This is a genomic window from Stenotrophomonas sp. (genome assembly GCF_032099025.1).
Classification (GTDB): domain Bacteria; phylum Pseudomonadota; class Gammaproteobacteria; order Xanthomonadales; family Xanthomonadaceae; genus Stenotrophomonas.
Window position 1 is genome coordinate 12,665 of sequence record NZ_DAMCID010000025.1, and the last position, 24,821, is coordinate 37,485.

A 24,821-nucleotide genomic window follows, 5' to 3' on the forward strand; every position below is an offset into this window, starting at 1 on the left:
TGCCTTTAGTCCTTCAACTGACAACCAGAGGCATCATCAGACCTCAGTGCGCGGGGTTGGTCTCAGCGCGACTCGCCAACAACGCAAGCAGCCTCAGCGACGCGTCACCCTGCGCCGTGCGGCTCAGTCGCGTCCAGTATCGCTGCACAAGCTGCTTGGCAATCTCGGGATCTCCTGCAGACAGCGCTGCATACTGCATCGCTCCGAAGATATAGAGACCGGAAACGCCATCCTCAAGCAGCACATCCCCATGCTCGCCCTCCAACAGGCCAAGCCCTTGCCGGATGACCTCTTCGTGGTTGCTTCCCGCCACCGCCCCCATAAGCGCCAGCGCTCCATCAACCGTCGAGTTACCGGCAGTACATGGCAACCACTTACGCTCGCCCCACATCGACTGGAGACGGGCATCATCGAGGTATGCCGCAGTTTCGGAAGCCACCGCAAAGATCATGGTGGTATCGCGCTCAGGATGAGCGCCCAGCTTGCATGTAGCTGTCAAACCGCGCAGGGCCTCAACCTGGAGACCATTGAAGCTGGAAAGTGCCTTGCCGTCATCGCGGCCCTCAACCAGCGCGCCATACAGAAGGTCTGCCTCCTGCCCCTGCCGAACCGACGCAAGCCTGAGGTTCCTCGGCAAGTCAGACGGAGGGGCCGAACGCGGCGAGGGACCACCCAGGTGACGAATGATAGGCCAAGGAGCGTCGCCAAGATCATCAAAGTCCAAGGCCTGGGCGTTCTCGAATCGTGCGCGCGGCGCCTCCAGCTTTAGAACCGGGAACATATCCGAGTTGGTCCGATGCGGATACAGAGACAAGTACGCCTCCAGACCCTTGCGATCCATCACCACGGTGTCCTGCAGGTCACGAATGTCGCCCACGCCAATATGAGCAAGATCGGCCGCAAGCAGTGGCTGCGTCTTGAAGATTTCCCCATCCAGCTCAGGCACTTTTCCATGCGGGGAAGCCACCAGAATCAGATCCGTTCCGTTGGTCAAGTATGCCTTCGCATCTTTGAAGTTGACCAACAGTGCAGAAAGCACAGAGTTCACAAGCTCCGGGGTGATCTCATACAGCTGAAGCCACTGTACAAACAAGCCATCTTCATTCAATTGTCGTGGAATGTACTGATAGAACTCAGTACTGAACAGCGATGCGGTGCCACCCATCCATGGATTCGAAGGCTCCGAGATGATCAGATCGTACTTGGTGGGTGCGGAGGCGAAATAGGCCTTCGCATCATCGATCACGATATGGGAACGCGGGTCCTTGAAGGCCCGGGCAACCCTGCTGCCAAGGTGACGCGCGCCCTCCACCATCGCCGGTTCGATCTCCACGGTATCCACTGAGCCAACCTTGGAGTGACCCAGAAGTGCATGCGTGGTCATACCTGACCCGAATCCGATGACGCCAACCCGGTCATGGTGATCGCGCATGGCCAGCGGAATTGCCGCAAGCAGCAACATCGTCGCTTCATCGGGCGATGCAATTTGGGCGTCGTTGTACGCAAGACCCGCGTCGACCTTGCCGTTGGTCGAGATCATACGAATCTCCTGACCCTTGGCGCCAAACTCGAACACTGAGACTGTCGCCGTCTTGCCGTCCTTGTAGAAGACGGGTCGAGCCGAATCATCCAGTCTGGCCGAACCGGTGCGATACACAGATGAATTCAACACAGCCGGGTCGAAGCTCACGAATGCCGAGGATCCTGCCACCGCCAATGCGGCAGGAACAAGCGCTATCACTACCGGAGAGAAGCGCCGGGATTCTGAAGCCGCCGCATGGCGTGCCAGCAGCACAACACCAAGACCTATGTCGACTACGGCCGCGATCAGCAATGCATACTTGAGCCCGAACACCGGCATCAGTAGATGCACGGCTGCCAGCACGCCCACGATCGCGCCGACAGTATTGAATGCGTATGCCTGACCGATCGCTTTCTCTCCATGTCCTTGCCGTAGCAGTGCCAGCGTCAGCAGCGGCAGAGTCATACCAGCGAAGAATGCGGCCGGGAACATCACCAGCAGCGCGATTCCCGCACTTGCCAGATTGAACAGACCGTAGCCTTCCGCACTACGCACAATTACCCGCATCAACCAACCAACCCATTCGAATGCGTTGGCATACACGAACATCGAAGCCAGTGCGGCGATTCCCATGAACACCTGAATCCAGCCCGCCGTCACCAAGGGCGAGACCAGACGATCTGCACGGTTCTTCAGCCACAGGCCTCCAAGGGCAATGCCCAGAATGAACGACGCGAGCATCAGTTCGAACGAATGGATCGTGGTACCCAATGCCAGCGACAGCATTCGAATCCACGTGATCTCATACACGAAAGACGCCGCACCCGTCAGACCTGCCGCCAGCAGAATCAGGAATGGCGGAGATGGAACGCGGAAGTTGGCCGCACCAACCTGGACCGACGCAGCCACAGGCGCGCTCACCGGTGTACCCGCTTCCTGTTTGCTCAGCGGGTACACCAGAATGGCAACCAGAATGTTGATCAGACCCGCAGAGAACACCGTACCGGGCATTCCGATGGCTGGCAGCATTACGTACGTGGATGCCAACGCGCCAATGGCTGCGCCGAGACTATTGGAGAAGTACAGACCCGCAAGCACCCGCCCTTCCGCGTGCTCCTGGAGGCGGATATATCCGGCGCTCATCAGCGGGAAGGTAGCACCCAACAGGATGCATTGCGGAAGCACCATGGCAGCAGCCAGCAGCCATCGCACGTTCTGCAACTGGCCTGTTGGCAGCATCGGCATCAGGTGGGTATACGCCCAACCAGTGAGGCCCTGGTAAATTCCGTCGAAAGAAAGTCCCAACAGACCGATGGCCACTTCAATCAATGCATAGGCGAGCAGGGGCCGCCGCACCTTGCTGCTCCAACGACTGACCAACCACGCACCGACTGCCATGCCACCCATGAAGAGGATGAGCACCAACGACTGCGCGTATGAGGAGTGACCGAGGAACAGACCGAGGTACTGCGTCCAGATGGACTGGTAGATCAGGCCAGAGAATCCCGACAGGACGAATATCCACAACAACCAGGTACCGGTCCTGCTTTTAGCCAACGTCATGCGTGGTTCCCCCAATGCGTAACACCGGGTCGGGAGACCCGTATTGATGTCTACAGCCAACCATGGCGCAGCTGATGCGACACCGGTAGGCAATCGAATGTGGCCCAGCTCCCCGCCGGACGATATTGCTTAGGGATGGTAGCAGGTGACGGCTGCGAGATCACCGCACCGGAGCCTGTCCCGGCATGACCACCCGCGCCGCTGCCAGCTGCAACCGGCAGCGGCCGAAGACTCAGTCCTTGGTGACTCGATTGATCTCGGCCAGACTGGTGGTGCCTGCAGCAGCCTTGACCAGTGCAGATTGGCGAAGGTCATTGATCCCCGCCTTCTGTGCGGCTTCGGCGATCTGAATGGCATTTCCACCTGCCAGCACGATGATTGAAATCTCCTCTGTCATCGGCATTACCTGGTAAATGCCAGTGCGTCCCTTGTAACCTTCCGTGCACTCATCGCATCCCACAGCTTCGAAGAGGGTGATGCCGGCATCCAGCTGGGCCTGCGTGTACCCCTCTGCGAGAAGTGCATGGGGCGGCAGGTCCACCGGTCGCTTGCAGTTGTTGCACAGACGCCTGGCCAGCCGCTGCGCAATCACCAGCGTCACGGAGCTGGTGATATTGAAGGGCGCGATCCCCATGTTCATCAGACGCGCAATGGTCTGTGGGGCATCGTTGGTATGCAGGGTGGATAGCACCATATGGCCGGTCTGCGCGGCCTTGATGGCGATTTCCGCTGTTTCAAGGTCGCGGATTTCGCCGACCATGATGATGTCCGGATCCTGTCGCAGGAACGAACGCAGCGCGGCTGCGAACGTCATGCCGCGCTTGTTGTTCTGCTGCACCTGATTGACGCCTGGCAGGCGGATTTCCACAGGATCTTCGGCAGTGGAGATGTTGCGGGTTTCGTCGTTCAAGATGCCCAGCGCCGTGTAAAGCGACACCGTCTTGCCCGAGCCTGTCGGACCGGTTACCAGCACCATGCCGTAAGGCTTATGAATCGCATCGAGGAACAGCTTCTGTTGAGCCGCCTCGTAGCCAAGCTTGTCGATACCCAGCTTGGCGGCGCTGCCGTCCAGGATACGCAAGACGATTTTCTCGCCGAACAGCGTCGGCAACGTGCTCACTCGGAAGTCGATCTGCTTCGACTTGGACAGGTTGAGCTTGATCCGCCCGTCTTGAGGAACGCGCTTCTCGGCAATATCCAGCTGCGACATCACCTTGAGGCGTGCAGCAATACGCTGGTTGAGCTTGACTGGAGCCTTGGCTACGTTCTTGAGGAGACCATCGATACGAAAGCGTACGCGGTAGTCGTCTTCATAGGGCTCGAAGTGAATATCCGAGGCGCCCTTGCGGATGGCGTCGACCAGCACCTTGTTGACGAACTTCACTACGGGGGTGTCATCACCCTTTGCGTCCACGCCACTGTCGCTGGTGCCTCCGTCTTCGTCGCCGCCTGCGGAGACGTCCAGGTCCCCCATACCTTCGTCATCGCCCCCCAAGCCGCCACCCAAAGTGTCGTGCTTGGATTGCCACTGTTCCAGGGTCCGGCGTATCTGCTCCTCATCTACAAGAATGGGTTCCACGACCAGATTGGTGTGGAACTTGATCTCATCCAATGAATGCGTGGGATCACTAGTGCCGATGAACAGCTTGCCTCCGCGCTTGAACAACGGCAGCACGTGATGCTTCCGCAGCAACTCCTCGCTGACAAGACTTATGGCGCTCTGGTTGGCGTCGAACACCCCTACATCGAGCAACGGCATTCCGAATTCCAGCGCGTTGGCCGCCGCCAACTGTGCGGACGTAACGAGCTTCTTTTCGGCAAAGTACTGCGGCAGCGGCTGTTTGGCGGCGGCCGCCTTGGCCATTGCCTCTCGCGCTGCAGCTTCCTCAAGGGCCCCGTCCTGAACCAGGCGACGTGCGATGCCGGTGATCCCGACGAGGTTTGCGGTGGCCACGGCGTTCATGGGGCAGTTCCTTCAGTGCGAGTCTTTATTATGGCCAGCTTGGGCAGGTACTACTAGCACCCCGTTGGACGATAGCGTGCGCCAAACTCACTGCCATCGCAGGTCCATACGCCGGCTCCGCTTCGACGCAGCACGAGATTCTTACCGTTCACTGCCGCCCCTCCCTTGACCGTGCAACCAATAGTGCCCACGCCGGACGCATCAAGCGTAGCTGACACGGCGGAGCAACGCTCGCTTACACGGATGCCAATGTAGTCAGGGGTCACAACTGCAGCATCAGAGTTGTCCTGAGCGACGGACTCAAGTGTCGTCTTGCCTGGACGGATATCCGAGAGCGCTGCACCCAATTGGGCTTTGGCAACGTAATCCTGATACAGCGGCAATGCGATCGCTGCCAAGACGGCGATGATCGCCACGACAATCATCAGCTCGATCAATGTGAAGCCCGCAGCTCGCTTGGTGCGCATGATTACCCCCTATGTTTGCGTGCCATGGACGCTGGCCGTAGAAGGGCAATAGCAATATTCGTGCCAACGACCTTTTTTGCCCAAAAAAAGGGGCCCCGTACTACGGGGCCCCCTCTGAAACATGTGGTGCTTGAATTACGGGGCCTTGCAGCCAGCCGGAATGTACTTGTCGTCCAGACCGGTGGTCGAGCAAGCCCAGGTGCCAGCGGCGACGCGAGCCAGGGTCACGGTCTTGCCAGCAACCTTAGAGTTGCCCTTCAGCACGCAAGCCAGAGTGGCGGTGCCATCCTTCGCAGCGCCGGTGGCGGTGATGGCGCAACGCTGCGTGGTTGCAGTCAGGCCCACATCAGCGGCGTTGGCCACGTCCTTGCCTTCGTTCAGCAGCACTTCGGCCTGGGTCTTGCCGGGGGTGATTTCGGCCAGGCCTGCGGTGGCCTGCGACTTGGCGACGTAATCCTGGTACATCGGCAGAGCGATGGCGGCCAGGATGGCGATGATCGCGACGACGATCATCAGTTCGATGAGGGTAAAGCCCTGCTGCTTCTTCATGAGTACATCCCCTAGAGGTGGTTTGAAAAATGAACACTGGGTCGGAGCCTGGCCGGTCGACCGGCTGAGCAAGGCAATCGCCCGTGCGGGTGGTTGAAAGCAGGTTGCGTGCCAACTTCTCAGCAATGCTCCCCAGCATTCCCCGGCGCAATGATGGCACCAATCTTCAGGATTGGAACCCCCCTCACGGTAAATTGCGACCCAACCGGCATTGTGACGCGTTACGTCACCTTCTGACGGAGGCGGTCCTGGACCCCGGTCACGGATTGTCGCTAGGGAGGGATGCCATGACGCCCCGGAACCAGCTACCATTCGGCGCAGAAGCCCGCCTGGGGATGGCGCGGCTGGGGAGCCTGTATGTCTGTAAGCCGTAGTGCCGTCAAGAAACAGCCCGTGGCGCGTAGCACCATGGAGTTGGTTCCGTTTGTCTGGGAGGGGACCGACAAGCGGGGCGTGAAGATGAAGGGTGAACAGCCCGCCAAAAATGCCAACCTACTCAGGGCCGAGCTGCGCCGCCAGGGCATTACGCCCAACGTGGTCAAGCCAAAGCCCAAGCCGCTCTTCGGTGCCGCTGGCAAGGCCGTCAGCGCCAAGGACATCGCCTTCTTCAGTCGCCAGATGGCGACCATGATGAAATCGGGCGTCCCGATCGTGGGCGCACTGGACATCATTGCCAGCGGGCACAAAAACCCGCGCATGAAGAAGCTGGTGGACAGCATCCGAGTGGACATTGAGGGCGGCTCGTCCCTCTATGAGGCCATCAGCAGGCACCCGGTCCAGTTCGATGAGCTCTACCGGAATCTGGTCCGTGCCGGCGAAGGTGCCGGTGTGCTGGAAACGGTGCTTGAAACCGTCGCGAACTATAAAGAGAACATTGAGGCCCTCAAGGGTAAGATCAAAAAGGCCCTGTTCTACCCGATCATGGTCTTTGCAGTAGCCCTGCTGGTGAGCGGCATCCTACTGGTATGGGTGGTGCCGCAGTTTGAAGATGTGTTCAAGGGTTTCGGCGCCGAGCTGCCCGCCTTTACGCAGATGATCGTGAACCTCTCCAGGTTCATGGTGGCTTGGTGGTGGCTGCTCCTGATCATCGGCGTAGGTGCCGCGGTGGGCTTCATTGCAGCCTATAAGCGCTCACCAGCGATGCAGCACACGATGGATCGCATGATCCTGAGGGTGCCGGTCATCGGCCAGTTGATGCACAACAGCGCCATCGCCCGCTTCGCCCGCACCACCGCCGTGACCTTCAAGGCCGGCGTACCGCTGGTGGAGGCACTGGGCATCGTCGCTGGCGCCACGGGCAACAAGGTCTACGAAGAAGCGGTGCTGCGCATGCGCGACGACGTATCGGTCGGCTTCCCGGTCAACATGGCCATGAAGCAGGTCAATCTGTTCCCGCACATGGTGATCCAGATGACGGCCATCGGTGAAGAGGCCGGCGCCCTGGATGCGATGCTGTTCAAGGTGGCCGAGTACTTCGAGCAGGAAGTGAACAACGCGGTTGATGCGCTTGCCAGCCTGCTGGAGCCGTTCGTCATGGTGGTTATTGGTACTATCGTCGGCGGCATGGTGATCGGCATGTATCTGCCCATCTTCAAGCTGGCCTCCGTAGTCGGATAATCAATCAATGGCATTTCTCGACCAGCATCCCGGCCTCGGCTATCCCGCCGCGGCCGCACTGGGGTTGCTGATCGGCAGCTTCCTCAATGTGGTGATCCTGCGCCTGCCCAAGCGGCTGGAGTGGCAGTGGAAGCGCGACGCCCGCGAGGTGCTCGAGCTTCCCGACATCTATGAACCACCCCCGCCCGGGATCGTGGTCGAGCCGTCGCACTGCCCGCACTGCAAGCACAAGCTGTCGTGGTACGAGAACATCCCGCTGTTCAGCTGGCTGATCCAGGGCGGCAAGTGCCGCCATTGCCAGGCGCCCATCTCCATCCAGTACCCGCTGGTCGAACTGCTGACGGGGCTGCTGGTGGTGGCGAGCGTGTGGCAGTTCGGATTCGGCTGGCAGGGCTTCGGGGCGATCGTGCTCAGTTGCTTCCTGATCGCCCTGTCCGGCATCGACCTGCGCACGCAGCTGTTGCCCGACCAGCTCACCCTGCCACTGATGTGGCTGGGGCTGATAGGCAGCATCGACAACCTGTACATGCCGGCCAAGCCTGCCCTGCTGGGTGCGATTGCCGGCTACCTGCTGCTGTGGTCGGTGTGGTGGCTGTTCAAGCAGATCACCGGCAAGGAAGGCATTGGCCACGGCGATTTCAAGCTGCTGGCGGCGCTGGGGGCCTGGTGTGGATTGAAGGGCATCCTGCCGATCATCCTGCTGTCGTCGGTGCTCGGCGCGATCATTGGTTCGATCTGGCTGTACTCGCGAGGTCGCGACCGCGGCACGCCGATCCCGTTTGGCCCGTACCTGGCCGTTGCCGGATGGATCGTATTCATGTGGGGCGAGCCGCTGATCAACGCCTACCTGAGATTGTCCGGCCTGCGCTGAGGGCACGCGGATGAGCGCGTTCGTGATTGGATTGACCGGCGGCGTGGCCGCCGGCAAGAGCGAGATCAGCCGTCGCTTCGAGGCGCTGGGCATTACGGTGGCCGACGCCGACGTGGCCGCCCGCGCGGTGGTTGCGCCCGGCAGCGAAGGCCTGGCGCGGATCGTCGATCATTTTGGTTCCCCTATCCTGCTGGCCGACGGCCAGCTTGACCGCGCCGCGTTGCGCGCACGCATCTTCGCCTCGGCGCAGGAGCGGCAGGCGCTGGAAGCCATCACCCACCCGGCCATTCGCCAGTTACTGCGGCAGACCTGCGAGCAGGCCGAGGGGCCGTATGCGATTGCCGCGATTCCGCTGCTGACCGAGGCCGGCGGGCGGCAACAGTACCCCTGGCTGGACCGGATCCTGGTGGTGGATGTGCCGGTGGCGGTGCAACACGCACGGCTAATGCAGCGCGACGGCATCGATGCCGGGCTGGCCGATCGGATGATCGCGGCGCAGGCCAGCCGCGAGGCGCGGCTGGCGCTGGCGGATGACGTGGTGGTCAATGATGGCCACCCGGATCATCTGCAGGCCGAGGTGGTGCGGCTGGATCAGGCGTACAGAGCCCTGGCGCGGTAGAGCCACGCCCTGCGTGGCTGCGCGTTCCCCGGCGAAGAGCAGCCACGCAGGGCGTGGCTCTACGCAAAGGTGATCCGTCAGCCCGCCGGCGAAAACGTCAACGTCGCCACGACGCCACGCGCTTCACCCGGGCGCACATTCACCTGCCAACCGTAAAGATCGCACAGGCGACTGACGATCGACAGGCCGATACCGCCGCCCTGCGAGTGGCCGGCGTGGGTGCCACGGTAGCCGCGTTGGAACAGCTTGGCCGCATCTTCCGCACTGAGCCCCGGACCGCTGTCGGTCACCTCGACCCGGTTGCCGGTGACCAGCACCCGGACCGAGCCTTCCTGGGAGTACTTCACGGCGTTGCCGATCAGGTTGCCCAGTGCCACCGACAACGCCGATTCCGGTGCGTCGATGACCAGCTCGCGGTCGCCTTCCAGCACCAGCTCAAGCGGCTTGCCACCCAGCTGGGCGCGGTGGGCATCCAGCAGCTGTTCGGCCACGCGCGCGACGTTGCTGCTGCCCTGCCCGCGCTCATTGCGCGACAGCAGTAGCAGTGCACCAATCAGGTCCGTGCACTGCTGTTCTGCACGCTGGATACGCTGCAGGCGCTGCAGCACCTTGGGGTCCAGGTCCGGGCGGGTCAGCAGCAGCTCGGTGGCGCCACGGATCACCGCCAGCGGTGTGCGCAGCTCATGGCTGACGTCGGCGTTGAACTCTCGGTCGCGCTGCACCACTTCGGTGAGCCTGGCCGAGTAATCGTCCAATGCCTGGGCCAGCTGCCCGACCTCATCGTCCGGGAAGCGCGGTGCCAAGGGCGCAGGTTCGCTGGTGCCACCGCGATAGGCGCGCAGCCGAGCGGCCAGGTCGGAGACCGGCTTCATGACCTTAGACGCCGACCACCAGCCCAGCACCAGTGACAGCGCGCTGAAGACCAGTACCGAGAAGAACAGCGCGCGGTTCAACTGCGCTTCGCCGCGCAGGCTCTCGGTCATGTCGTAGGCCAGGAAGAACCAGGCGTCGGGGGTTTTTCGCACCGCCAGCTTGTACGAGAACGGATTCTCCTGCTCGTCAACGCCGCTGACGTTGTAGGTCCCCGAGGGGTAGGCCGCCCACTCTGGCCTCTCTTCTCGCACTCTGTCGAACTTGTCGCTGGAGTAGACGAACGCACGGATCTGCTGCACCGGGAGGTCTGGGCTGCGCGACGGATCGATCTGGAATCGTCGCATGTACTCATCGATGTTGCGGTTGATCACGTCTTCGACGAGCTGGTTCTCCACGCGCGCGCGGGTCCAGTTCGTGGCGAACGCGAACAGTGTTGTCAGGCAGAAGCCCAACAACACGAACGAGACGATGATGCGGCTGCGCAGCCGCCGCCGGTATGGCGCGCGGCGACGCTCCCCCCTGGCCCTCACCGGATCAGGCTTCCGGGGCGGCGATGCGGTATCCGATGCCATGGCGGGTCTGGATCAGCGGTACCTCGAACGGCTTGTCCACCACGGCGCGCAGGCCGTGGATGTGCACGCGCAGCGAGTCGGAATCCGGCAGCTCTTCACCCCACACGCGGGTTTCAAGCTCCTGGCGGGTGACCACGGCCGGTGCGGCTTCCATCAGCGCCTGCAGGATCTTCAGCGCAGTGGGGTTGAGCTGCAGCAGCTTGCCCTGGCGGCGGACCTCCAGGGTATCCAGGTTGTATTCCAGGTCGCCGGTTTCCAGCACCCGCGTCTGCACGCCCTTGCCGCGGCGCGACAGGGCGTTCAGACGGACCTCGACTTCCTGCAGCGCGAACGGCTTGATCAGGTAGTCATCGGCACCGGAGTCGAACCCGGCCAGCTTGTTGTCCAGCGAATCCCGTGCGGTCAGCATGAGCACCGGGGTCTGCTTGCGCGCTTCGTTGCGAAGCTTGCGGCAGACCTCGATCCCATCCATGCCCGGCAGATTGAGATCCAGCACGATCGCGTCGAACTCGTGCACGACCGCCAGGTGCAGGCCGGTCACGCCGTCGGCGGCGAAGTCCACGGTGTGGCCGCGGTCTTCGAGGTAGTCGCCCAGGTTGGCGGCGATGTCGCTGTTGTCTTCAATTACTAGAATTCGCATGTGACCTCTACTGTTTGAATTGGCCCATCCGCTGCGCGTCATCGAGGGTATTTCGACCCGCTTCCTTGGCGCGCGCACGTTGGGCAACGGTCATGCATTGCGTCGTGGCCCGGTTGGATCCCGTCACCTTCTCACGCTTGCAGATCAGTCGGCTATCTTCGCGCGCCTGCGTCAAAACCGTGTTCACAATTTGTTGGTCGTTCAACTGCTCGACCTTGGCTGACTCCGGCATGGACGTACCCTGCGAGTAGCGCTCGGTGATGGCACGCAGGCGTGACAAGGAGGTGCGCACGCGGCTGCGGTCATCCCCCTTGAGCTCTACATAGGTCTCGCCATCGTTCATTTGCTTCTCGATGCGATCAATCTGTTCAGCAAGCGGCTTGCCGGGGGTGAACACCTCCTCCCCCGCTTTCGGACCGGCCTGCGCCGTCCAGACAGCCAGCAACAGCGCAGCAGCTCCGGCCATCACCATCATTCGCTTCATTACAACCATTCCCTAGTCAGTAGAAGAAGCCGAATGTATCGCTGCGGGCGACGCCGCAGCAAGTGAGTTTCGGCACGTCCAGAAAAAGGCCCAGACGGATCCCGCCTGGGCCTGAAGTCATTCCCGATTACCGTTTTCTGCTGAGGAGGGCAGAGCTGCGGTTCGTTGAAGCCTACGCCGGGGGCGATTAAACCCGTGTTAAAACCGGCAAATGTGCGCGAAAAATTATCAGGCCTTTGATTTTGAAGGCTTTTTCATCAAGGCCACCTGGCCGGCGACGTGCTCGATGATGCGCCCCGCCAGATCGTCCTGGCTGATCCCCTCGATGCCTTCCAGCCCAGGCGTTGAGTTGACCTCCAGCACCAGCGGGCCCCGGCTGGAGCGGATCAGGTCGACCCCGGCGATGCCCAGCCCCAGGGCCTTGGCCGAACGCACGGCAACTTGCTGCTCGGCGCGGGTCGCTTTGGCCGCGCCTGCGCTGCCGCCGGCGTGCAGGTTGGAGCGGAAGTCCCCCTCCGGGGCCTGGCGCTGCATGGCGGCCACCACCTGGTCGCCCACCACCAGGCAGCGCAGGTCCGCGCCCTGCGCCTCGCCGATGAACTCCTGCATGAGGAAGTTGGCATACAGCCCGCGCAGCGCCTCGACGATGCCGCGCGAGGCGCTGGCCTTCTCGGTCAGGATCACGCCGCGGCCCTGGGTGCCCTCGTTGAGCTTCACCACGTGCGGCGGCGGGCCCAGCATGGACAGCAGATCCACGGTGTCGTCGGGGTTGTCACCGAACACCGTCACGGGCATGTCGATGCCCTTGGATGCCAGTATCTGGTGCGCGCGCAGCTTGTCGCGCGCGCGCAGGATGGCGTCGGACGGATTGGGCGTGCACGCCCCCATGATTTCAAACTGGCGCAGCACGGCGGTGCCGTAGCGGGTCACCGAGGCACCGATGCGCGGAATCACCGCGTCCACCCCGGTAATGGGCCGGCCCTTGTAATGCATGGTGAAACCGTCGGCCGCAATGCGCATGTAGCAGCGCAGCGGGTCCAGGACCCGCACGGTATGGCCGCGCGTGCGGGCCGCGTCCACCAGCCGCCGGGTGGAATACAACTTGCTGTTGCGGGAGAGGATGGCCAGTTTCATCGCGGCATGGGGGGCAGGAAAGCGCGAAGCATAGCGCGGCGGCGGTACGTGCAGATGACGGCTCTACCGCAGGTATTGCTTCCAGCTTTCGCCCAACGAAAACCGAGGCATGGTGACGATGACCACGACATACCAGGAGCTGTGGGAGCGGCAGTAAGCCTGCGCGCAGCGACACGCGATGATCGCGGTGAACAAATCAAGAAGACGTAAGGGAAATCAGATCGACGTAACAGGCCCCTGGAGTCAAGGGCGCGCGCCGGCAGGCGCGGGGATCTGGAGGCATGCAATGCCACGCTCCATCGGCTTGCCGCGCAAACCGTGGAGCGGGTGAAGGGAATCGAACCCTCGTCAGTAGCTTGGGAAGCTACAGCTCTACCATTGAGCTACACCCGCGTGGTACCCCGCAAGTTTATGCGCCGGGGCGGTAAAAAGGCAACGGGCGGCACGAGCCGCCCGCTGCATTCGGCACGACCAACGGTCGTGCCCTACCGGGCGGTGCACGGCGAATTCGCCGTGCACCGCCGGCTTCAGGCTTAGAAGCTGCCGCTGACCGTGGCGAACAGGCTGATGTCGCGGGCGTTCTTCTGCGCCGCAGTGGTGCTCATGCCGATGTTGCTGTTCAGGCCGAACACGCTCATGCGCGCACCCAGCACGGCAGTGGCGTAGTTCTTGTCGAACTCCAGGCCCGGCACCTTGTACATGCCCACGTCCGGCATGGACTGCAGCCAGGCGCTGGCCTGCTTGCCGTCTTCGAACTCGTGGTCGTAGGTGACCTGCACGTACGGCTTGACGCTGCCGCCGTCGAAGCGGGCCTGCCAGCCCAGGCGGCCGACGGTGGAATCGGTGTCCTGGTTGGCGTAGCCCAGCGCGGTGGCGCTCGGGTTGGACTCGGTGTAGCCGTCCAGCTTGACCTTCTGCCAGATCACGGCGGCAACCGGGCCGTGGCGGAAGCCGCCTTCGGTGCCGAACTCGTAACCGGCGTTCAGCGCGGCGGTCAGGTTGCTGCCTTCCGGCGAGCCGGTGTGGACGCGCTCGGCCGGGCCCAGCTGCAGGCGGCGGGTCACGTCGTAGTCCAGCCAGCTGTAGCTGACCTGGCCGTTGACCCACATGTTCTGCCCATACCAGCCGGCGAACAGGCCCACGGTGGCGTCGGACTGGGTGAAGTCGCCCTTGCTGTTGCCGAAGTCGGCATCCATGCGACCGTAGCCGCCGAAGCCGCCGACGACCATGCCGTCCTTCGCCCAGTCGATACCGAACAGGCCGGCCGGGGCCAGCCCGTCGTACAGGTCGGCGTGGTCGTAACGCTGCATGTCGCCACGCAGGCCGCCCCACCAGCTCAGGCCATCGGCCGGACGGCCGTCAAGATGCCCGCTGACCTGGTCGGCGCGCGCACGGCCCACGGTCTGCGCCGAGTGGGTCAGGATCTGCTGGTTGCGCGGTGCTTCCAGGATCGAGAGCGTGTACTGGCCCAGCATCTGGTGGGTGGCGGTGGTCGGGTGCACGCCGTCGGCGAACACATAGTTGTTGGCCGCGTTCGGGTTGGCGTAGGCGGTCGGGTTGCAGGTCAGCGACGAGGCCGTGGTGCAGGCCGGGCTGCTCACGTTGACGAAGCCGTAGGTGGCCGGGCTGGCGACGATTTCCTGCAGGAGGTGGAAGGTGTCCACCGGAATGACCTGCAGGCCGGCGGCCTTCAGGCCACCGAACAGGGCGTCGTTGTAGGCCTTGGCCAGCGCGGTGCCCTGCGCCATGCCCACGGCACCGCCGGCGCGCGCGGCCGGGGTCAGGCCGATGTCCGGCAGGGTCGGTACCACGATGTACTGGGCGCCAGCGGCCTTCAAGGTGCCGACGATGCCAACCTGGTCGGTCACGGCCGCGCCGAGGGTGGCCTGCAGCGGTGCACCGGCCTGGATGGCGAACAGGTCATTGGCGCCGCCCCACACGGTGTACAGCGCGTTGGCGTCGGCCTTGCCGCCGTTGGCCGCGAGGTACTGCGCGGTCTGGGTCTTGAGCGAGTAGACCGGAATGGCCGGGGTGCCCGGGGCCAGGGTCTGGGTGGTGTCCACGCCGACGCGGGCGCCACCGATGGCGTAGTTGTCGCCGTTCTGGCCATTGCCGTGGGCGGTGGCATTGGTGCCGTAGTAGTCGGCGACGTACTGGGCCCAGACCCAACCCGGGTTGGTGGTGAACTGGCCGGTGACCGGCTGGACCGAGGCCGGCAGCAGCGGGCGGAAGTAGCCCTGGTCGGTCAGGCTGTCGCCGATGAAGACGGTCTTCGAATACGGCGACTGCGCCATCGCGGGCACGGCGGCCAAGGCGATGGCCACGGCCAACAGGGAACGGAGGGGACGCTTGCTGAGCAACATGTAAGACTCCTTGAGGGTGTTAACGGCCGACGTACGCCGGCGCACGGTGCCATGGTTTCACTGCACCCCGGGGACATCACGCTGCGCTGCGGCATGGACAGGGCCAGGGGCGCGCAGACAGCAGACAGGACGCATCGAGGCCGCCATCGGCAGGGGCGCAAGGGTACGCAGAACCGGCGACTTTGGGGGACAATCCCGTCATGAACCACGTCAACATCACGCTCAACGGCGAACCCCGCCAGCTTCCGCAACGTGCCACCGTGCTGGACCTGCTGCACAACGAACACCTCACCGAGCGCCGGGTGGCCGTGGAGGTCAACGGCGAGATCGTCACCCGCAGCCTGCATGCAAGCCATCTGCTCAAGGAAGGCGATGTGGTCGAGATCGTGCACGCACTGGGCGGCGGCTGACGGTGGGACCGCCTGGGCCGGCCAACGGCCGGTGCCACCCTTCGGTGGGGGCGAAGGCGACCGGACAGGAATGGTCGGGTTGGGCGATAATTCGCCGCATGACTGCTCATTCTTCCCCCGATTCGCTGGTGATCGCCGGCAAGACCTACGCTTCCCGGCTGCTGACCGGGACCGGCAAGTTCAAGGACCTGGACGAAACCCGCATCGCCACCGAGGCGGCCGGGGCCCAGATCGTGACCGTGGCGATCCGCCGCACGAACATCGGGCAGAACCCGGGCGAGCCCAACCTGCTGGACGTGCTGCCGCCGGACCGCTACACCATCCTGCCCAACACCGCCGGCTGCTACACCGCCGAAGACGCGGTGCGCACCTGCCGTCTCGCCCGTGAGCTGCTCGATGGCGACAACCTGACCAAGCTGGAAGTGCTGGGCGACCAGAAGACGCTGTACCCGGACGTGGTGCAGACCCTCAAGGCCGCCGAAACGCTGGTCAAGGACGGTTTCGAGGTGATGGTCTACACCTCCGACGATCCGATCCTGGCCAAACGCCTGGAAGAGATCGGCTGCGTGGCGGTGATGCCGCTGGCCGCGCCGATCGGTTCGGGGCTGGGCATCCAGAACCGCTACAACCTGCTGGAAATCATCGAGAACGCCAAGGTGCCGATCATCGTCGATGCCGGCGTGGGCACCGCGTCGGACGCGGCGATCGCGATGGAACTGGGCTGCGACGGCGTGCTGATGAACACCGCCATTGCCGGCGCGCGCCATCCGGTGCTGATGGCCAGCGCGATGCGCAAGGCCGTCGAGGCCGGGCGCGAGGCGTTCCTGGCCGGGCGCATTCCGCGCAAACGCTACGCCAGCGCATCCTCGCCGGTGGACGGGATGATCGGCTGATGACCAATCCCTTCGACAGCGCAGGCGCCAAGGCGCCGCCCAAGCCCTTCACCGTGACCGAAGGCCGCCGCGAGGTGCGCAGCTTCGTACTCCGCCAGGGCCGCTTCACCCCTGCCCAGCAGCGCGCGTTCGACGACCGCTGGCCGCGCTTCGGGCTGGACTTCACCGGCGAACCGCGCGACCTGGATGCGACCTTCGGGCGCGATGCACGCAAGGTGCTGGAGATCGGCTTCGGCAATGGCGCCGCACTGCGCTTTGCCGCGCAGCAGGATCCCAGCCGCGACTACATCGGGCTGGAAGTGCATGCCCCTGGCGTGGGCCGCCTGCTCAATGCACTGGCCGACGACAACGCCGACCACGTGCGCCTGTACCACCACGATGCGGTGGAGGTGCTGGAAAAGGAAATCGCCGATGGCGCGCTGGATGAAGTGCGCATCTATTTCCCCGATCCGTGGCACAAGAAGCGGCACAACAAGCGCCGCCTGATCCAGCCGGCCTTTGCCGAACTGCTGGTGCGCAAGCTGCGCGCGGGTGGCCGGCTGCACTGCGCCACCGACTGGGAAGACTACGCCGAGCAGATGTGGGACGTGCTGGACGCAACCCCCGGGCTGGTCAACCGCGCCGGTCCGCGCGGCCAGGTGGAACGACCGGCGTGGCGGCCGCAGACGCACTTCGAGACCCGCGGCCAGAACCTTGGCCACGGTGTGTGGGACCTGCTGTACGACCGTACCTGATCCCACCCCAAGGAACCGCACCACCCCATGGACACCACGCTGACGCTGACCACCGACATGAAGCTCGTTCTCGGGCTGGTGGGCTTCACGATGGCGATGTTCCTGTTCGAGCGCATCCGTGCCGACGTGGTGGCATTGGTAGTACTGGTGGTGCTGGGCGTGACGGGCCTGATCGCGCCGGAGGAAATCTTCGGCGGCTTCTCCGGTAACGCGGTGATGAGCATCATCGCCACCACCATCCTCGGTGCGGGCCTTGACCGTACCGGCGCGTTGAACCGGCTGGCCGCGTGGCTGCTGCGGCGCGGCCATGGCGTGGAAACGCGGCTGCTGATGATGACCACGGCCATCGCCGGCCTGAACTCGTCCTTCATGCAGAACCCGTCGGTGATGGCGCTGTACCTGCCGGTGGCCTCACGGCTGGTGGCGCGCACCGGGCTGACCCTGCAGCGGCTGCTGTTGCCGATCGCCGCAGCGATCGTGATGGGCGGTGCGCTGACCATGGTCGGCAATTCGCCGCTGATCCTGCTGAACGATCTGCTGGCCTCGGCCAACAACAACCTGCCCTCGGGCCTGGCCACCATCGAACCGCTGCGCATGTTCGCGCCGCTGCCGATCGGCGTGGCGCTGCTGGCCGCCTCACTGCTGTATTTCCGCTATTTCGGCGACCGCAAGCTGGTGGAAGAGGAAACGCTGGCCAACGATGGGGTGACGCCCGCGCGGACGGAGAGTTACTTCGCCAAGACCTACGGCATCGAAGGCGACGTCTTCGAGCTGGTGGTGAGCGCCGAGAGCCCGCTGGTGGGCATGACCCTGGGCGAGGCAGAAAACGTGCATGACGCGCCGCTGCTGCTGGCGCTCAAGACCGGCAACGACACCCGCCTGGCGCCGCCGGCGGAGATGCGCATCTGGGTCGGCAGCGTGCTGGGCGTGATGGGCAGCCGCCAGCAGGTTACCGACTTTGCGCAGAACCAGTTCCTGCGCATGTCCTCGCGCCTGAAGCATCTGGGCGACCTGTTCAACCCGAGCCGCGCCGGCATTTCCGAAGCGGTGGTGCCGCCGACCTCCGAAGTGATCGGCAAGAGCGCCTCCGAACTGCGCCTGCGCAAGCAGCGCGGGATCAGCCTGCTGGCGATCAACCGCGACAAGCAGGTGATCCGCGAAGACGTGCGCAATGTTCCGCTGCGCGCCGGTGACATGCTGGTGTTCCACAGCATCTGGACCGACCTGGCGCAAGCCGCCAAGAGCCGCGACTTCGTGGTGGTCACCGACTACCCGAAGGGCGAACAGCGCCCGCACAAGTTCAAGATCGCGATGTCGATCTTCGCCATCACCATCCTGATCGCGCTGACCTCGAAGCTGCCGGTCGCGCTGACCCTGATGACCGGCGTGGCCGGCATGCTGCTCACCGGCGTGCTGCGCATGGACGAGGCGTATGCCTCGATCAACTGGAAAACGGTGTTCATGATGGCCGGGCTGATTCCGCTCGGCTGGGCAATGGACAGCAGCGGTGCGGCCGCCTGGGTGGCGGGCCACACCATTGACCGCCTGCCTACCGGCATTCCGGTGTGGGTGCTGGAGATCGCGCTGGCGTTGTTGACCACGGTGTTCTCGCTGGTCATCAGCCACGTGGGCGCAACGATCGTGATGGTGCCGATCGCAGTGAACCTGGCGCTGGCGGCCGGCGGCAGCCCGACGGCATTCGCGCTGATCGTGGCGCTGTCGGCATCCAACAACCTGATGACGGCGTCCAACCCGGTCATCTCGATGATCACCGGGCCGGCCAATTACACGCCCCGCGAACTGTGGCGGGTGGGCGCACCGCTGTCGTTGATCTACACCATGGTGGTCGTGGTGATGATCAATCTGATGTTCTGACACCGTACCCCCAAACGGTTGCCCCCACCGTCAGGACCTGTCACCCGTAGTGCCGGCCGCTGGCCGGCTCCAGGTGATGTTCATCGTCAAGGCGTAGTGCCGGCCGCTGGCCGGCTCCAGGTGATGTTCATCGTCAAGGCGTAGCACCGGCCGCCGGCCGGCTCCCAGTGATGTTCATCGTCAAGGCGTAGCGCCGGCCGCTGGCCGACTCCCAGTGATGTTCATCGTCAAGGCGTAGCACCGGCCGCTGGCCGGCTCCCGGTGATGTTCATCGTCAGAGCGTACTGCCGGCCAGATAGACGCTTCCATCGCGGACGTCGAGCGGCACGGCGCGCAATCGGTCGCCTTTGCACGGCCCCGCTACGCAGCCGCCGTCGTCGAGCGAGAACGACGCACCATGCGCTGCACACACCAGATGCCCATCTTTGCTCTTCAGGAACTGGCCCGGTGCCCAATCCAGCCGGCGACCGGCGTGCGGGCAGATGTTCAGCCAGCCGCGCACGCTGCCGCCATCGCGGTACAGCACCAGCGACTCGAAATCGCCATCGATTCCCGCCTCGACCTCGGCAAATCCCCCGTCGGCAATACGCTCGAGCGCGATCAGCGGGGGTGCGGCGGGATCGGAAACGGACATGGGCAACGGCACTTCATCGAGGACGCGTAGTGTCGCACGCCGTCACGTGGCTGGCTCTGCGATGAACACAAGTCATTGATTTCAAATGAACGGCAATCCTATTTAACGACTTTTTCACTCAATGACAGAATCCAGCCCGGATACTGACATCTCGCTGACTTCAGCCATAGAACCGCCATGTACAACCGCTTCCAGTTCAACCAGTTCCGTACCCTGTTCGCGCCGCGCAAGCCGCGCCACCCGCTCGTGCGCGTGGCCGTGGGTCTGCTGGGCCTGGCGATCCTGGCGGCACTGGTGTTCGTCGGGGTGTTCGTGGGTGCGGCGATGATCATCGCCGGGGTAGCGTGGAAGCTGCTCGCCCAGCGCAAGCAGAATGCGAACGCCGCCGATCCGCAGATCGTCGAGGGTGAGTACCGCGTGGTTCGCAAGCCGGCGCTTCCGTTGTCGCGTTGATGATTGTTTGGTTTGCCGGTTGGTTTGCCGGTTGGTTTGCCGGTTGGTTTGCCGACTAACAGTCGGCACTACGGTCGGCACTACAGTCGGCGCTACCTCGGCGCTACACTCGCGTGAACCTTGTCAGATACAGGACGCGCGCATGACCGATGTAATCCCCACACCCGAACAACCCCGCATCCCGGTTGCGGGTGGTGGCACGTTTCCGGTGCGGCGCATCTACTGTGTCGGCCGCAATTTTGCCGACCACGCCAAGGAAATGGGTGCAGCGGTTCCCGCCGCCGATGACCGCGGCCGCCCGATGTTCTTCAGCAAGCCGGCCGATGCGATCGTGGTCGGCCACGACGATGTGATCCCCTATCCGCCGGCGACCCACGACCTGCACCACGAGGTGGAACTGGTGGTGGCGATCGGCCGCGACGCGCCCGAGGGCGAGCTGCCGGTCGACCAGGCCGAGGCACTGGTGTTCGGCTACGGCGTGGGCCTGGACCTGACTCGCCGTGACCTGCAGGCCGCCGCGAAGGCCAAGGGCCACCCGTGGGATCCGGCCAAGGGCTTCGATCACTCCGCGCCGGTGAGCGAACTGGTGCCGGCCGGTGAAGTGGGTGACCTGTCCGCGCTGAACTTGTCGCTGGAGATCAACGGCGAGGTGCGCCAGCAGTCGCTGCTGGACCAGATGATCTGGAACGTGCCGGAGATCCTGCATGAGCTGTCCAAGCTCTGGGCACTGCGCGCGGGCGATCTGGTCTTCATGGGCACGCCTGCCGGCGTGGCGGCGCTGCATCCCGGCGATCGCTTCAGCGCGCGGCTCGAGAACGTCGCCGAGCGTCACGGCATCATCGCTGGATGACATTGGCTGGGTTAGGCTGCGGCGTCCTTTGCTACCCCGAAACAGGAGAACCCGATGGGAATGCTGACTGAGTTCAAGGAATTTGCCATGCGTGGCAACGTCATCGACCTGGCGGTCGGTGTCGTCATCGGTGCTGCGTTCGGCAAGATCGTCACCGCACTGGTGGACAAGATCATCATGCCGCCGCTGGGGTGGCTGATCGGTCGCGTGGACTTCTCCGAACTGGTGTGGACACTCGCCCCGGCACGGCTTGGCCCGGACGGGCAGGAGATTCCGGCCGTGGTGATCGGCTATGGCGATTTCCTCAACACCCTGGTCCAGTTCATCATCGTTGCCTTCGCGATCTTCATGGTGGTCAAGGTGATCAACCGCCTGGCCCGCAAGAAGGAAGCCGCGCCCGCCGCGCCGAAGGAAGAAATCGTGCTGCTGCGCGAGATCCGCGACAACTTGAAGCGTTGACCGCACGCCTGCCGATGGCAGGCACCGACCCGGTAGCGCCGGCCGTTGGCCGGCCCTGCCCGCGTCGCGCGGCGTGTCTGTGGAAAACAGCGTCCGCCCAACCATGACCTCCCGCCCATGTGCGGCGCGGACAGGCTGCTAAGCTCGAACGCTTCTGCCCTGCTCCCCCGGAGTTCGCCCATGCGTCGCCGCGTCCTTGCCATCGCATCTTCCCTCGCCCTGCTGGCCGCCCCGGCGTTCGCGGCGACGGGCACCACCACGCTGCCCCCGAAGTCGCTGGCCACGGCCGCCGAACTGCGCGAGCAGGCGCTCAAGGATGACACCGGCTGGAAGGTGGTGGAATCGCTGACGACCGAGATCGGGCCGCGCATCGCGGGCAGCGAGGCCGATGCCCGCGCCGTGGCCTGGGCCGAAGCCAAGTTCAAGGCACTGGGCTTCGACAAGGTGTGGAAAGAACCGGTGACCTTCCCCAAGTGGGAACGTCGCAGTGAACAGGCCCACGTCCTCGGTACGCATGCCCAGCCGCTGACCATCACCGCACTGGGCGGCAGCCCGGGCGGCAAGGTGGAGGCCGACGTGGTGCGCTTCGCCGATCTGGCTGCGCTGCAGGCCGCGCCGGCAGGCTCGCTCAAGGGCAAGATCGCCTTCGTCGATTACCAGATGACCGCCTTCCGCGACGGTCGCGATTACAGCAAGGGCGGCGCGGTGCGCAGCAAGGGCCCCTCCGAGGCGATCCGCAAGGGCGCCGTAGGGTTCGTGATGCGTTCGGCCGGGACCGATTCGCACCGCGTGCCGCACACGGGCATCACCCGCTTCGATGACGGCCTGACGCCGGTGCCGTCGGCCGCGCTGTCAGTGCCCGATGCCAACCAGCTGGCGCGCCTGGTCGCGCGGGGGCCGACCCGGATCACGCTCGACCTCGACTGTGGCTGGGACGGCACGGCGACCTCGTACAACGTGATCGGTGAGATCACCGGGCGCATCCTGCCCAAGGAAGTGGTGGTGATCGGTGGCCATCTCGATTCGTGGGACCTGGGCACCGGTGCGATCGACGACGGCGCCGGCGTGGCCCTGACCATGGCTGCCGGCCATCTGATCGGCCAGCTCAAGCAGGCCCCGAAGCGCACCATCCGCGTGGTGGCCTTCGCCAACGAAGAGCAGGGCCTGTATGGCGGCAAGGCGTACGCCGAAGCGCATGCCAAGGATGTGGTGTTGCACCAGCTGGCCGCCGAGAGCGACTTCGGTGCGGGGCGCATCTATGCCTTCAACACCGGCTCGCCGAACCCGGAACAGTCGCGTGAGGCGACCCGCCAGATTGCCGAGGCGCTCAAGCCGCTGGGCATCGAGTACGCCCCGGACAAGGGCGGCCCGGGCCCGGACGTGGGCCCGCTGGCGGCCAAGGGCGGTGCGTGGGCATGGCTGGCGCAGGACGGCACCGACTATTTCAATCTGCATCACACCGCCGACGACACCCTGGACAAGATCGACCCGGCCGCCTTGGCGCAGAACGTGGCCGCGTATACGGTCTTCGCCTACCTGGCTGCGGAAGCCGATGGGAGCTTCGGCAGCGAAGCCAAGGCGACCACACCGCCGAACGAGTGACAGCGCGACGCGCTGTCACTCGCGGAGCGGACCTGTAGAGCGGACTGTTAGTCCGCTGTCCGTTGATCCGCTGCCGTCCCCCATCAACAGCAGCCGTCTAACAGACGGCTCTACCTGGGTTGGGCCACGCCCGGCATCAACAGCAGCCGTCTAACAGACGGCTCTACCGGGTTGGGCCACGCCCGGCATTTACGGCAGCCGTCCAGCAGACGGCTCTACCGAATGCGCGGTCCACACGCAGGTGGCGGGCCGTTGCTCCGTATCCGGGCGGTAGACCGGGTCCCGGCCCGCGCGCTTGCTCGCCTCATAGTCGCGCAACGCGGCCAATGCCGGCTTCTGCAGCAGCAGCAACGCGATGATGTTCAACCAGCACATCAAGCCGACGCCGATGTCGCCCAACGACCAGGCCACCGTGGCCGTGTTCAATGCCGAATAGAGCATGGCGCCAATGAAAGCGACCCGGAACAGCCCCATCGCGAGCCATGACGGACGATTGCGGCCCAGGTACACCACGTTGGTCTCGGCGTTGTAGTACAGCGCCAGGATGGTGGTGAAGGCGAACGGCAGGATCGCCAGGGCAATGAACGACTTGCCGAAGCCCGGCAACACCGACTCCACCGCGTGCTGCACGAAGGCCGGGCCCGCCTCCAGCGCTGGCACATTGGCGACCACCCATTGCGTCGGCTCGGCCGGGTCATACACGTTGTACGCGCCCGTGGACAGGATCAGGAACGCCGTGGCACTGCACACCACCAGGTGTCGATGTAGACCGAGCACGCCTGCACCAGGCCCTGCTTGACCGGGTGCGAGACCTCCGCCGCCGCTGCAGGATGCGCACCACTTCCCATGCCGGCTTCGTTGGACAGCACGCCGCGGCGCACACCCCACTGGATCGCGGTACCGATCATGGCGCCGAACGCGGCATCCTGCCCGAGCGCACTCCGCACGATGAGGAGGAACATCTCGGGTACGGCGTCCAGGTTGAGCACCATCACCACGCCCGCCACCACCAGGTAGGCCAGCGCCATGAAGGGCACGATCACCTGGGCGACCTGCGCGATGCGGCGCACGCCGCCGAACACGACCAGACCCACGACCGTGCCGATACCGGCGGCGCTGACCCACCCGGGCACGGCCCACGCCTGGTCCAGTGCACTGACGATGGCGTTGGACTGGGTGCCCGGCAACATCAAGCCACACCCCACCACGGTGCTAAGCGCGAACAGCACGGCATACCAGCGCTGTCCCAGGCCCTTCTCGATGTAATAGGCCGGTCCACCGCGATACATACCGGTGCCGTCGCGCTGTTTGTAGATCTGCGCAAGCGTGGATTCGACGAAGGCGCTGGACGCGCCCAGGAACGCAACGATCCACATCCAGAAGATCGCACCGGGCCCGCCGTAGGCGATCGCTATCGCCACACCGGCGATGTTGCCCACCCCTACGCGACTGGAAAGCGACAGGCTCAATGCCTGGAACGAGGACACACCGGATGCCGAGCTGCGGCCCTGGAACATGAGCTTGAGCATGTCCGGCAATCCGCGCAGCTGGATGAAGCGGGTGCGTACGCTGAAGTACAGGCCGACCACCAGGCACAGGGTGACCAGCATGGGGCTCCAGACGATGCCCAGCACGCGGGCAACGATCTCTTCGATGTTCATGATCCGCTCCTTG

General features: G+C 64.2%; 21 protein-coding genes, 1 tRNA gene and 1 pseudogene. 11 read left to right on the forward strand and 12 right to left on the reverse strand.

Annotation, left to right across the window (positions count from 1 at the left end; genetic code table 11):
* Positions 1–43 precede the first annotated feature (43 nt).
* The 4 genes from RT456_RS15690 to RT456_RS15705 all read right to left on the reverse strand — a co-directional run bounded on the left by RT456_RS15690 (position 44) and on the right by RT456_RS15705 (position 6,064).
* Positions 44–3,085 carry a spermine synthase gene (locus RT456_RS15690; RefSeq protein WP_313347973.1) on the reverse strand — a complete coding sequence of 1,014 codons (3,042 nt, stop codon included), beginning with the start codon at positions 3,083–3,085 and terminating at the stop codon, positions 44–46.
* Positions 3,086–3,317: 232 nt separating this feature from the next.
* Positions 3,318–5,048: a type IV-A pilus assembly ATPase PilB gene (pilB, locus tag RT456_RS15695; protein ID WP_313347974.1), complete on the reverse strand. Its 1,731-nt coding sequence runs from the start codon at positions 5,046–5,048 to the stop codon at positions 3,318–3,320.
* A 53-nt stretch (positions 5,049–5,101) separates the two neighbouring features.
* Positions 5,102–5,515, reverse strand: a complete 414-nt coding sequence (locus tag RT456_RS15700) for a pilin (protein WP_313347975.1) — start codon at positions 5,513–5,515, stop codon at positions 5,102–5,104.
* Positions 5,516–5,650: 135 nt separating this feature from the next.
* Positions 5,651–6,064 carry a pilin gene (locus RT456_RS15705; protein ID WP_313347976.1) on the reverse strand — a complete coding sequence of 138 codons (414 nt, stop codon included), beginning with the start codon at positions 6,062–6,064 and terminating at the stop codon, positions 5,651–5,653.
* A 357-nt stretch (positions 6,065–6,421) separates the two neighbouring features.
* Here RT456_RS15705 and RT456_RS15710 point away from each other — a divergent pair, with 357 nt between their 5' ends.
* From RT456_RS15710 to coaE, 3 genes are read left to right on the forward strand one after another with little or no spacing between them, the layout of a single operon-like run.
* Positions 6,422–7,681 carry a type II secretion system F family protein gene (locus RT456_RS15710; RefSeq protein ID WP_313347977.1) on the forward strand — a complete coding sequence of 420 codons (1,260 nt, stop codon included), beginning with the start codon at positions 6,422–6,424 and terminating at the stop codon, positions 7,679–7,681.
* A gap of 7 nt (positions 7,682–7,688) precedes the next feature.
* Positions 7,689–8,552 carry an A24 family peptidase gene (locus RT456_RS15715; RefSeq protein ID WP_313347978.1) on the forward strand — a complete coding sequence of 288 codons (864 nt, stop codon included), beginning with the start codon at positions 7,689–7,691 and terminating at the stop codon, positions 8,550–8,552.
* A 10-nt stretch (positions 8,553–8,562) separates the two neighbouring features.
* A complete protein-coding gene (gene coaE, locus RT456_RS15720) occupies positions 8,563–9,171 on the forward strand; it encodes a dephospho-CoA kinase (RefSeq protein WP_313347979.1) in 609 nt (202 codons plus the stop codon).
* A 77-nt stretch (positions 9,172–9,248) separates the two neighbouring features.
* Here the strand turns inward: coaE and RT456_RS15725 are convergent, their stop codons facing one another.
* From RT456_RS15725 to RT456_RS15750, 6 genes are all read right to left on the reverse strand, one after another.
* Positions 9,249–10,574 carry a HAMP domain-containing sensor histidine kinase gene (locus tag RT456_RS15725; RefSeq protein WP_313347980.1) on the reverse strand — a complete coding sequence of 442 codons (1,326 nt, stop codon included), beginning with the start codon at positions 10,572–10,574 and terminating at the stop codon, positions 9,249–9,251.
* 4 nt (positions 10,575–10,578) lie between these two features.
* Positions 10,579–11,256, reverse strand: coding sequence for a response regulator transcription factor (locus RT456_RS15730; protein ID WP_017356179.1), 678 nt, complete (start codon positions 11,254–11,256; stop codon positions 10,579–10,581).
* A gap of 7 nt (positions 11,257–11,263) precedes the next feature.
* The gene (locus RT456_RS15735; protein WP_313347981.1) at positions 11,264–11,740 is read right to left on the reverse strand and encodes a hypothetical protein; all 477 of its coding nucleotides are present in this window, start codon (positions 11,738–11,740) and stop codon (positions 11,264–11,266) included.
* Positions 11,741–11,968: 228 nt separating this feature from the next.
* The gene (rimK, locus tag RT456_RS15740; RefSeq protein WP_313347982.1) at positions 11,969–12,874 is read right to left on the reverse strand and encodes a 30S ribosomal protein S6--L-glutamate ligase; all 906 of its coding nucleotides are present in this window, start codon (positions 12,872–12,874) and stop codon (positions 11,969–11,971) included.
* A gap of 319 nt (positions 12,875–13,193) precedes the next feature.
* Positions 13,194–13,267 (reverse strand) — tRNA-Gly (locus RT456_RS15745).
* A gap of 140 nt (positions 13,268–13,407) precedes the next feature.
* Positions 13,408–15,237 (reverse strand): autotransporter domain-containing protein, encoded by a 1,830-nt coding sequence (locus RT456_RS15750; protein ID WP_313347983.1) that lies wholly within the window; start codon positions 15,235–15,237, stop codon positions 13,408–13,410.
* Positions 15,238–15,437: 200 nt separating this feature from the next.
* On the opposite strand from RT456_RS15750, the gene thiS reads away from it, so the two are divergent.
* The 4 genes from thiS to RT456_RS15770 all read left to right on the forward strand — a co-directional run bounded on the left by thiS (position 15,438) and on the right by RT456_RS15770 (position 19,149).
* Complete coding sequence (gene thiS, locus RT456_RS15755; protein WP_313347984.1) at positions 15,438–15,647, forward strand: sulfur carrier protein ThiS; 210 nt, start codon at positions 15,438–15,440, stop codon at positions 15,645–15,647.
* Between the two features lie 98 nt (positions 15,648–15,745).
* Positions 15,746–16,540, forward strand: a complete 795-nt coding sequence (locus RT456_RS15760; protein ID WP_313347985.1) for a thiazole synthase — start codon at positions 15,746–15,748, stop codon at positions 16,538–16,540.
* The gene (trmB, locus tag RT456_RS15765) at positions 16,540–17,274 is read left to right on the forward strand and encodes a tRNA (guanosine(46)-N7)-methyltransferase TrmB (protein ID WP_313347986.1); all 735 of its coding nucleotides are present in this window, start codon (positions 16,540–16,542) and stop codon (positions 17,272–17,274) included. Before RT456_RS15760 ends, trmB begins: the two co-directional genes overlap by 1 nt.
* A gap of 27 nt (positions 17,275–17,301) precedes the next feature.
* Positions 17,302–19,149 (forward strand): SLC13 family permease, encoded by a 1,848-nt coding sequence (locus tag RT456_RS15770; RefSeq protein WP_313347987.1) that lies wholly within the window; start codon positions 17,302–17,304, stop codon positions 19,147–19,149.
* A 274-nt stretch (positions 19,150–19,423) separates the two neighbouring features.
* Here the strand turns inward: RT456_RS15770 and RT456_RS15775 are convergent, their stop codons facing one another.
* On the reverse strand, positions 19,424–19,783 hold the full coding sequence (locus RT456_RS15775; protein WP_313347988.1) for a Rieske 2Fe-2S domain-containing protein: 360 nt from the start codon (positions 19,781–19,783) through the stop codon (positions 19,424–19,426).
* A gap of 177 nt (positions 19,784–19,960) precedes the next feature.
* Between RT456_RS15775 and RT456_RS15780 the strand changes: the two genes are divergently transcribed.
* From RT456_RS15780 to RT456_RS15795, 4 genes are all read left to right on the forward strand, one after another.
* The gene (locus RT456_RS15780; RefSeq protein WP_313347989.1) at positions 19,961–20,236 is read left to right on the forward strand and encodes a hypothetical protein; all 276 of its coding nucleotides are present in this window, start codon (positions 19,961–19,963) and stop codon (positions 20,234–20,236) included.
* Positions 20,237–20,378: 142 nt separating this feature from the next.
* Positions 20,379–21,086: a fumarylacetoacetate hydrolase family protein gene (locus RT456_RS15785; protein WP_313347990.1), complete on the forward strand. Its 708-nt coding sequence runs from the start codon at positions 20,379–20,381 to the stop codon at positions 21,084–21,086.
* A gap of 54 nt (positions 21,087–21,140) precedes the next feature.
* Entirely contained in the window at positions 21,141–21,545 is a 405-nt protein-coding gene (mscL, locus tag RT456_RS15790) for a large-conductance mechanosensitive channel protein MscL (RefSeq protein ID WP_313347991.1), read from the forward strand.
* Between the two features lie 180 nt (positions 21,546–21,725).
* Positions 21,726–23,147 (forward strand): M20/M25/M40 family metallo-hydrolase, encoded by a 1,422-nt coding sequence (locus RT456_RS15795; RefSeq protein WP_313347992.1) that lies wholly within the window; start codon positions 21,726–21,728, stop codon positions 23,145–23,147.
* Positions 23,148–23,336: 189 nt separating this feature from the next.
* Here RT456_RS15795 and RT456_RS15800 read toward each other — a convergent pair.
* A pseudogene (locus RT456_RS15800) lies at positions 23,337–24,808 on the reverse strand (alanine/glycine:cation symporter family protein).
* Between the last annotated feature and the right edge of the window lie 13 nt (positions 24,809–24,821).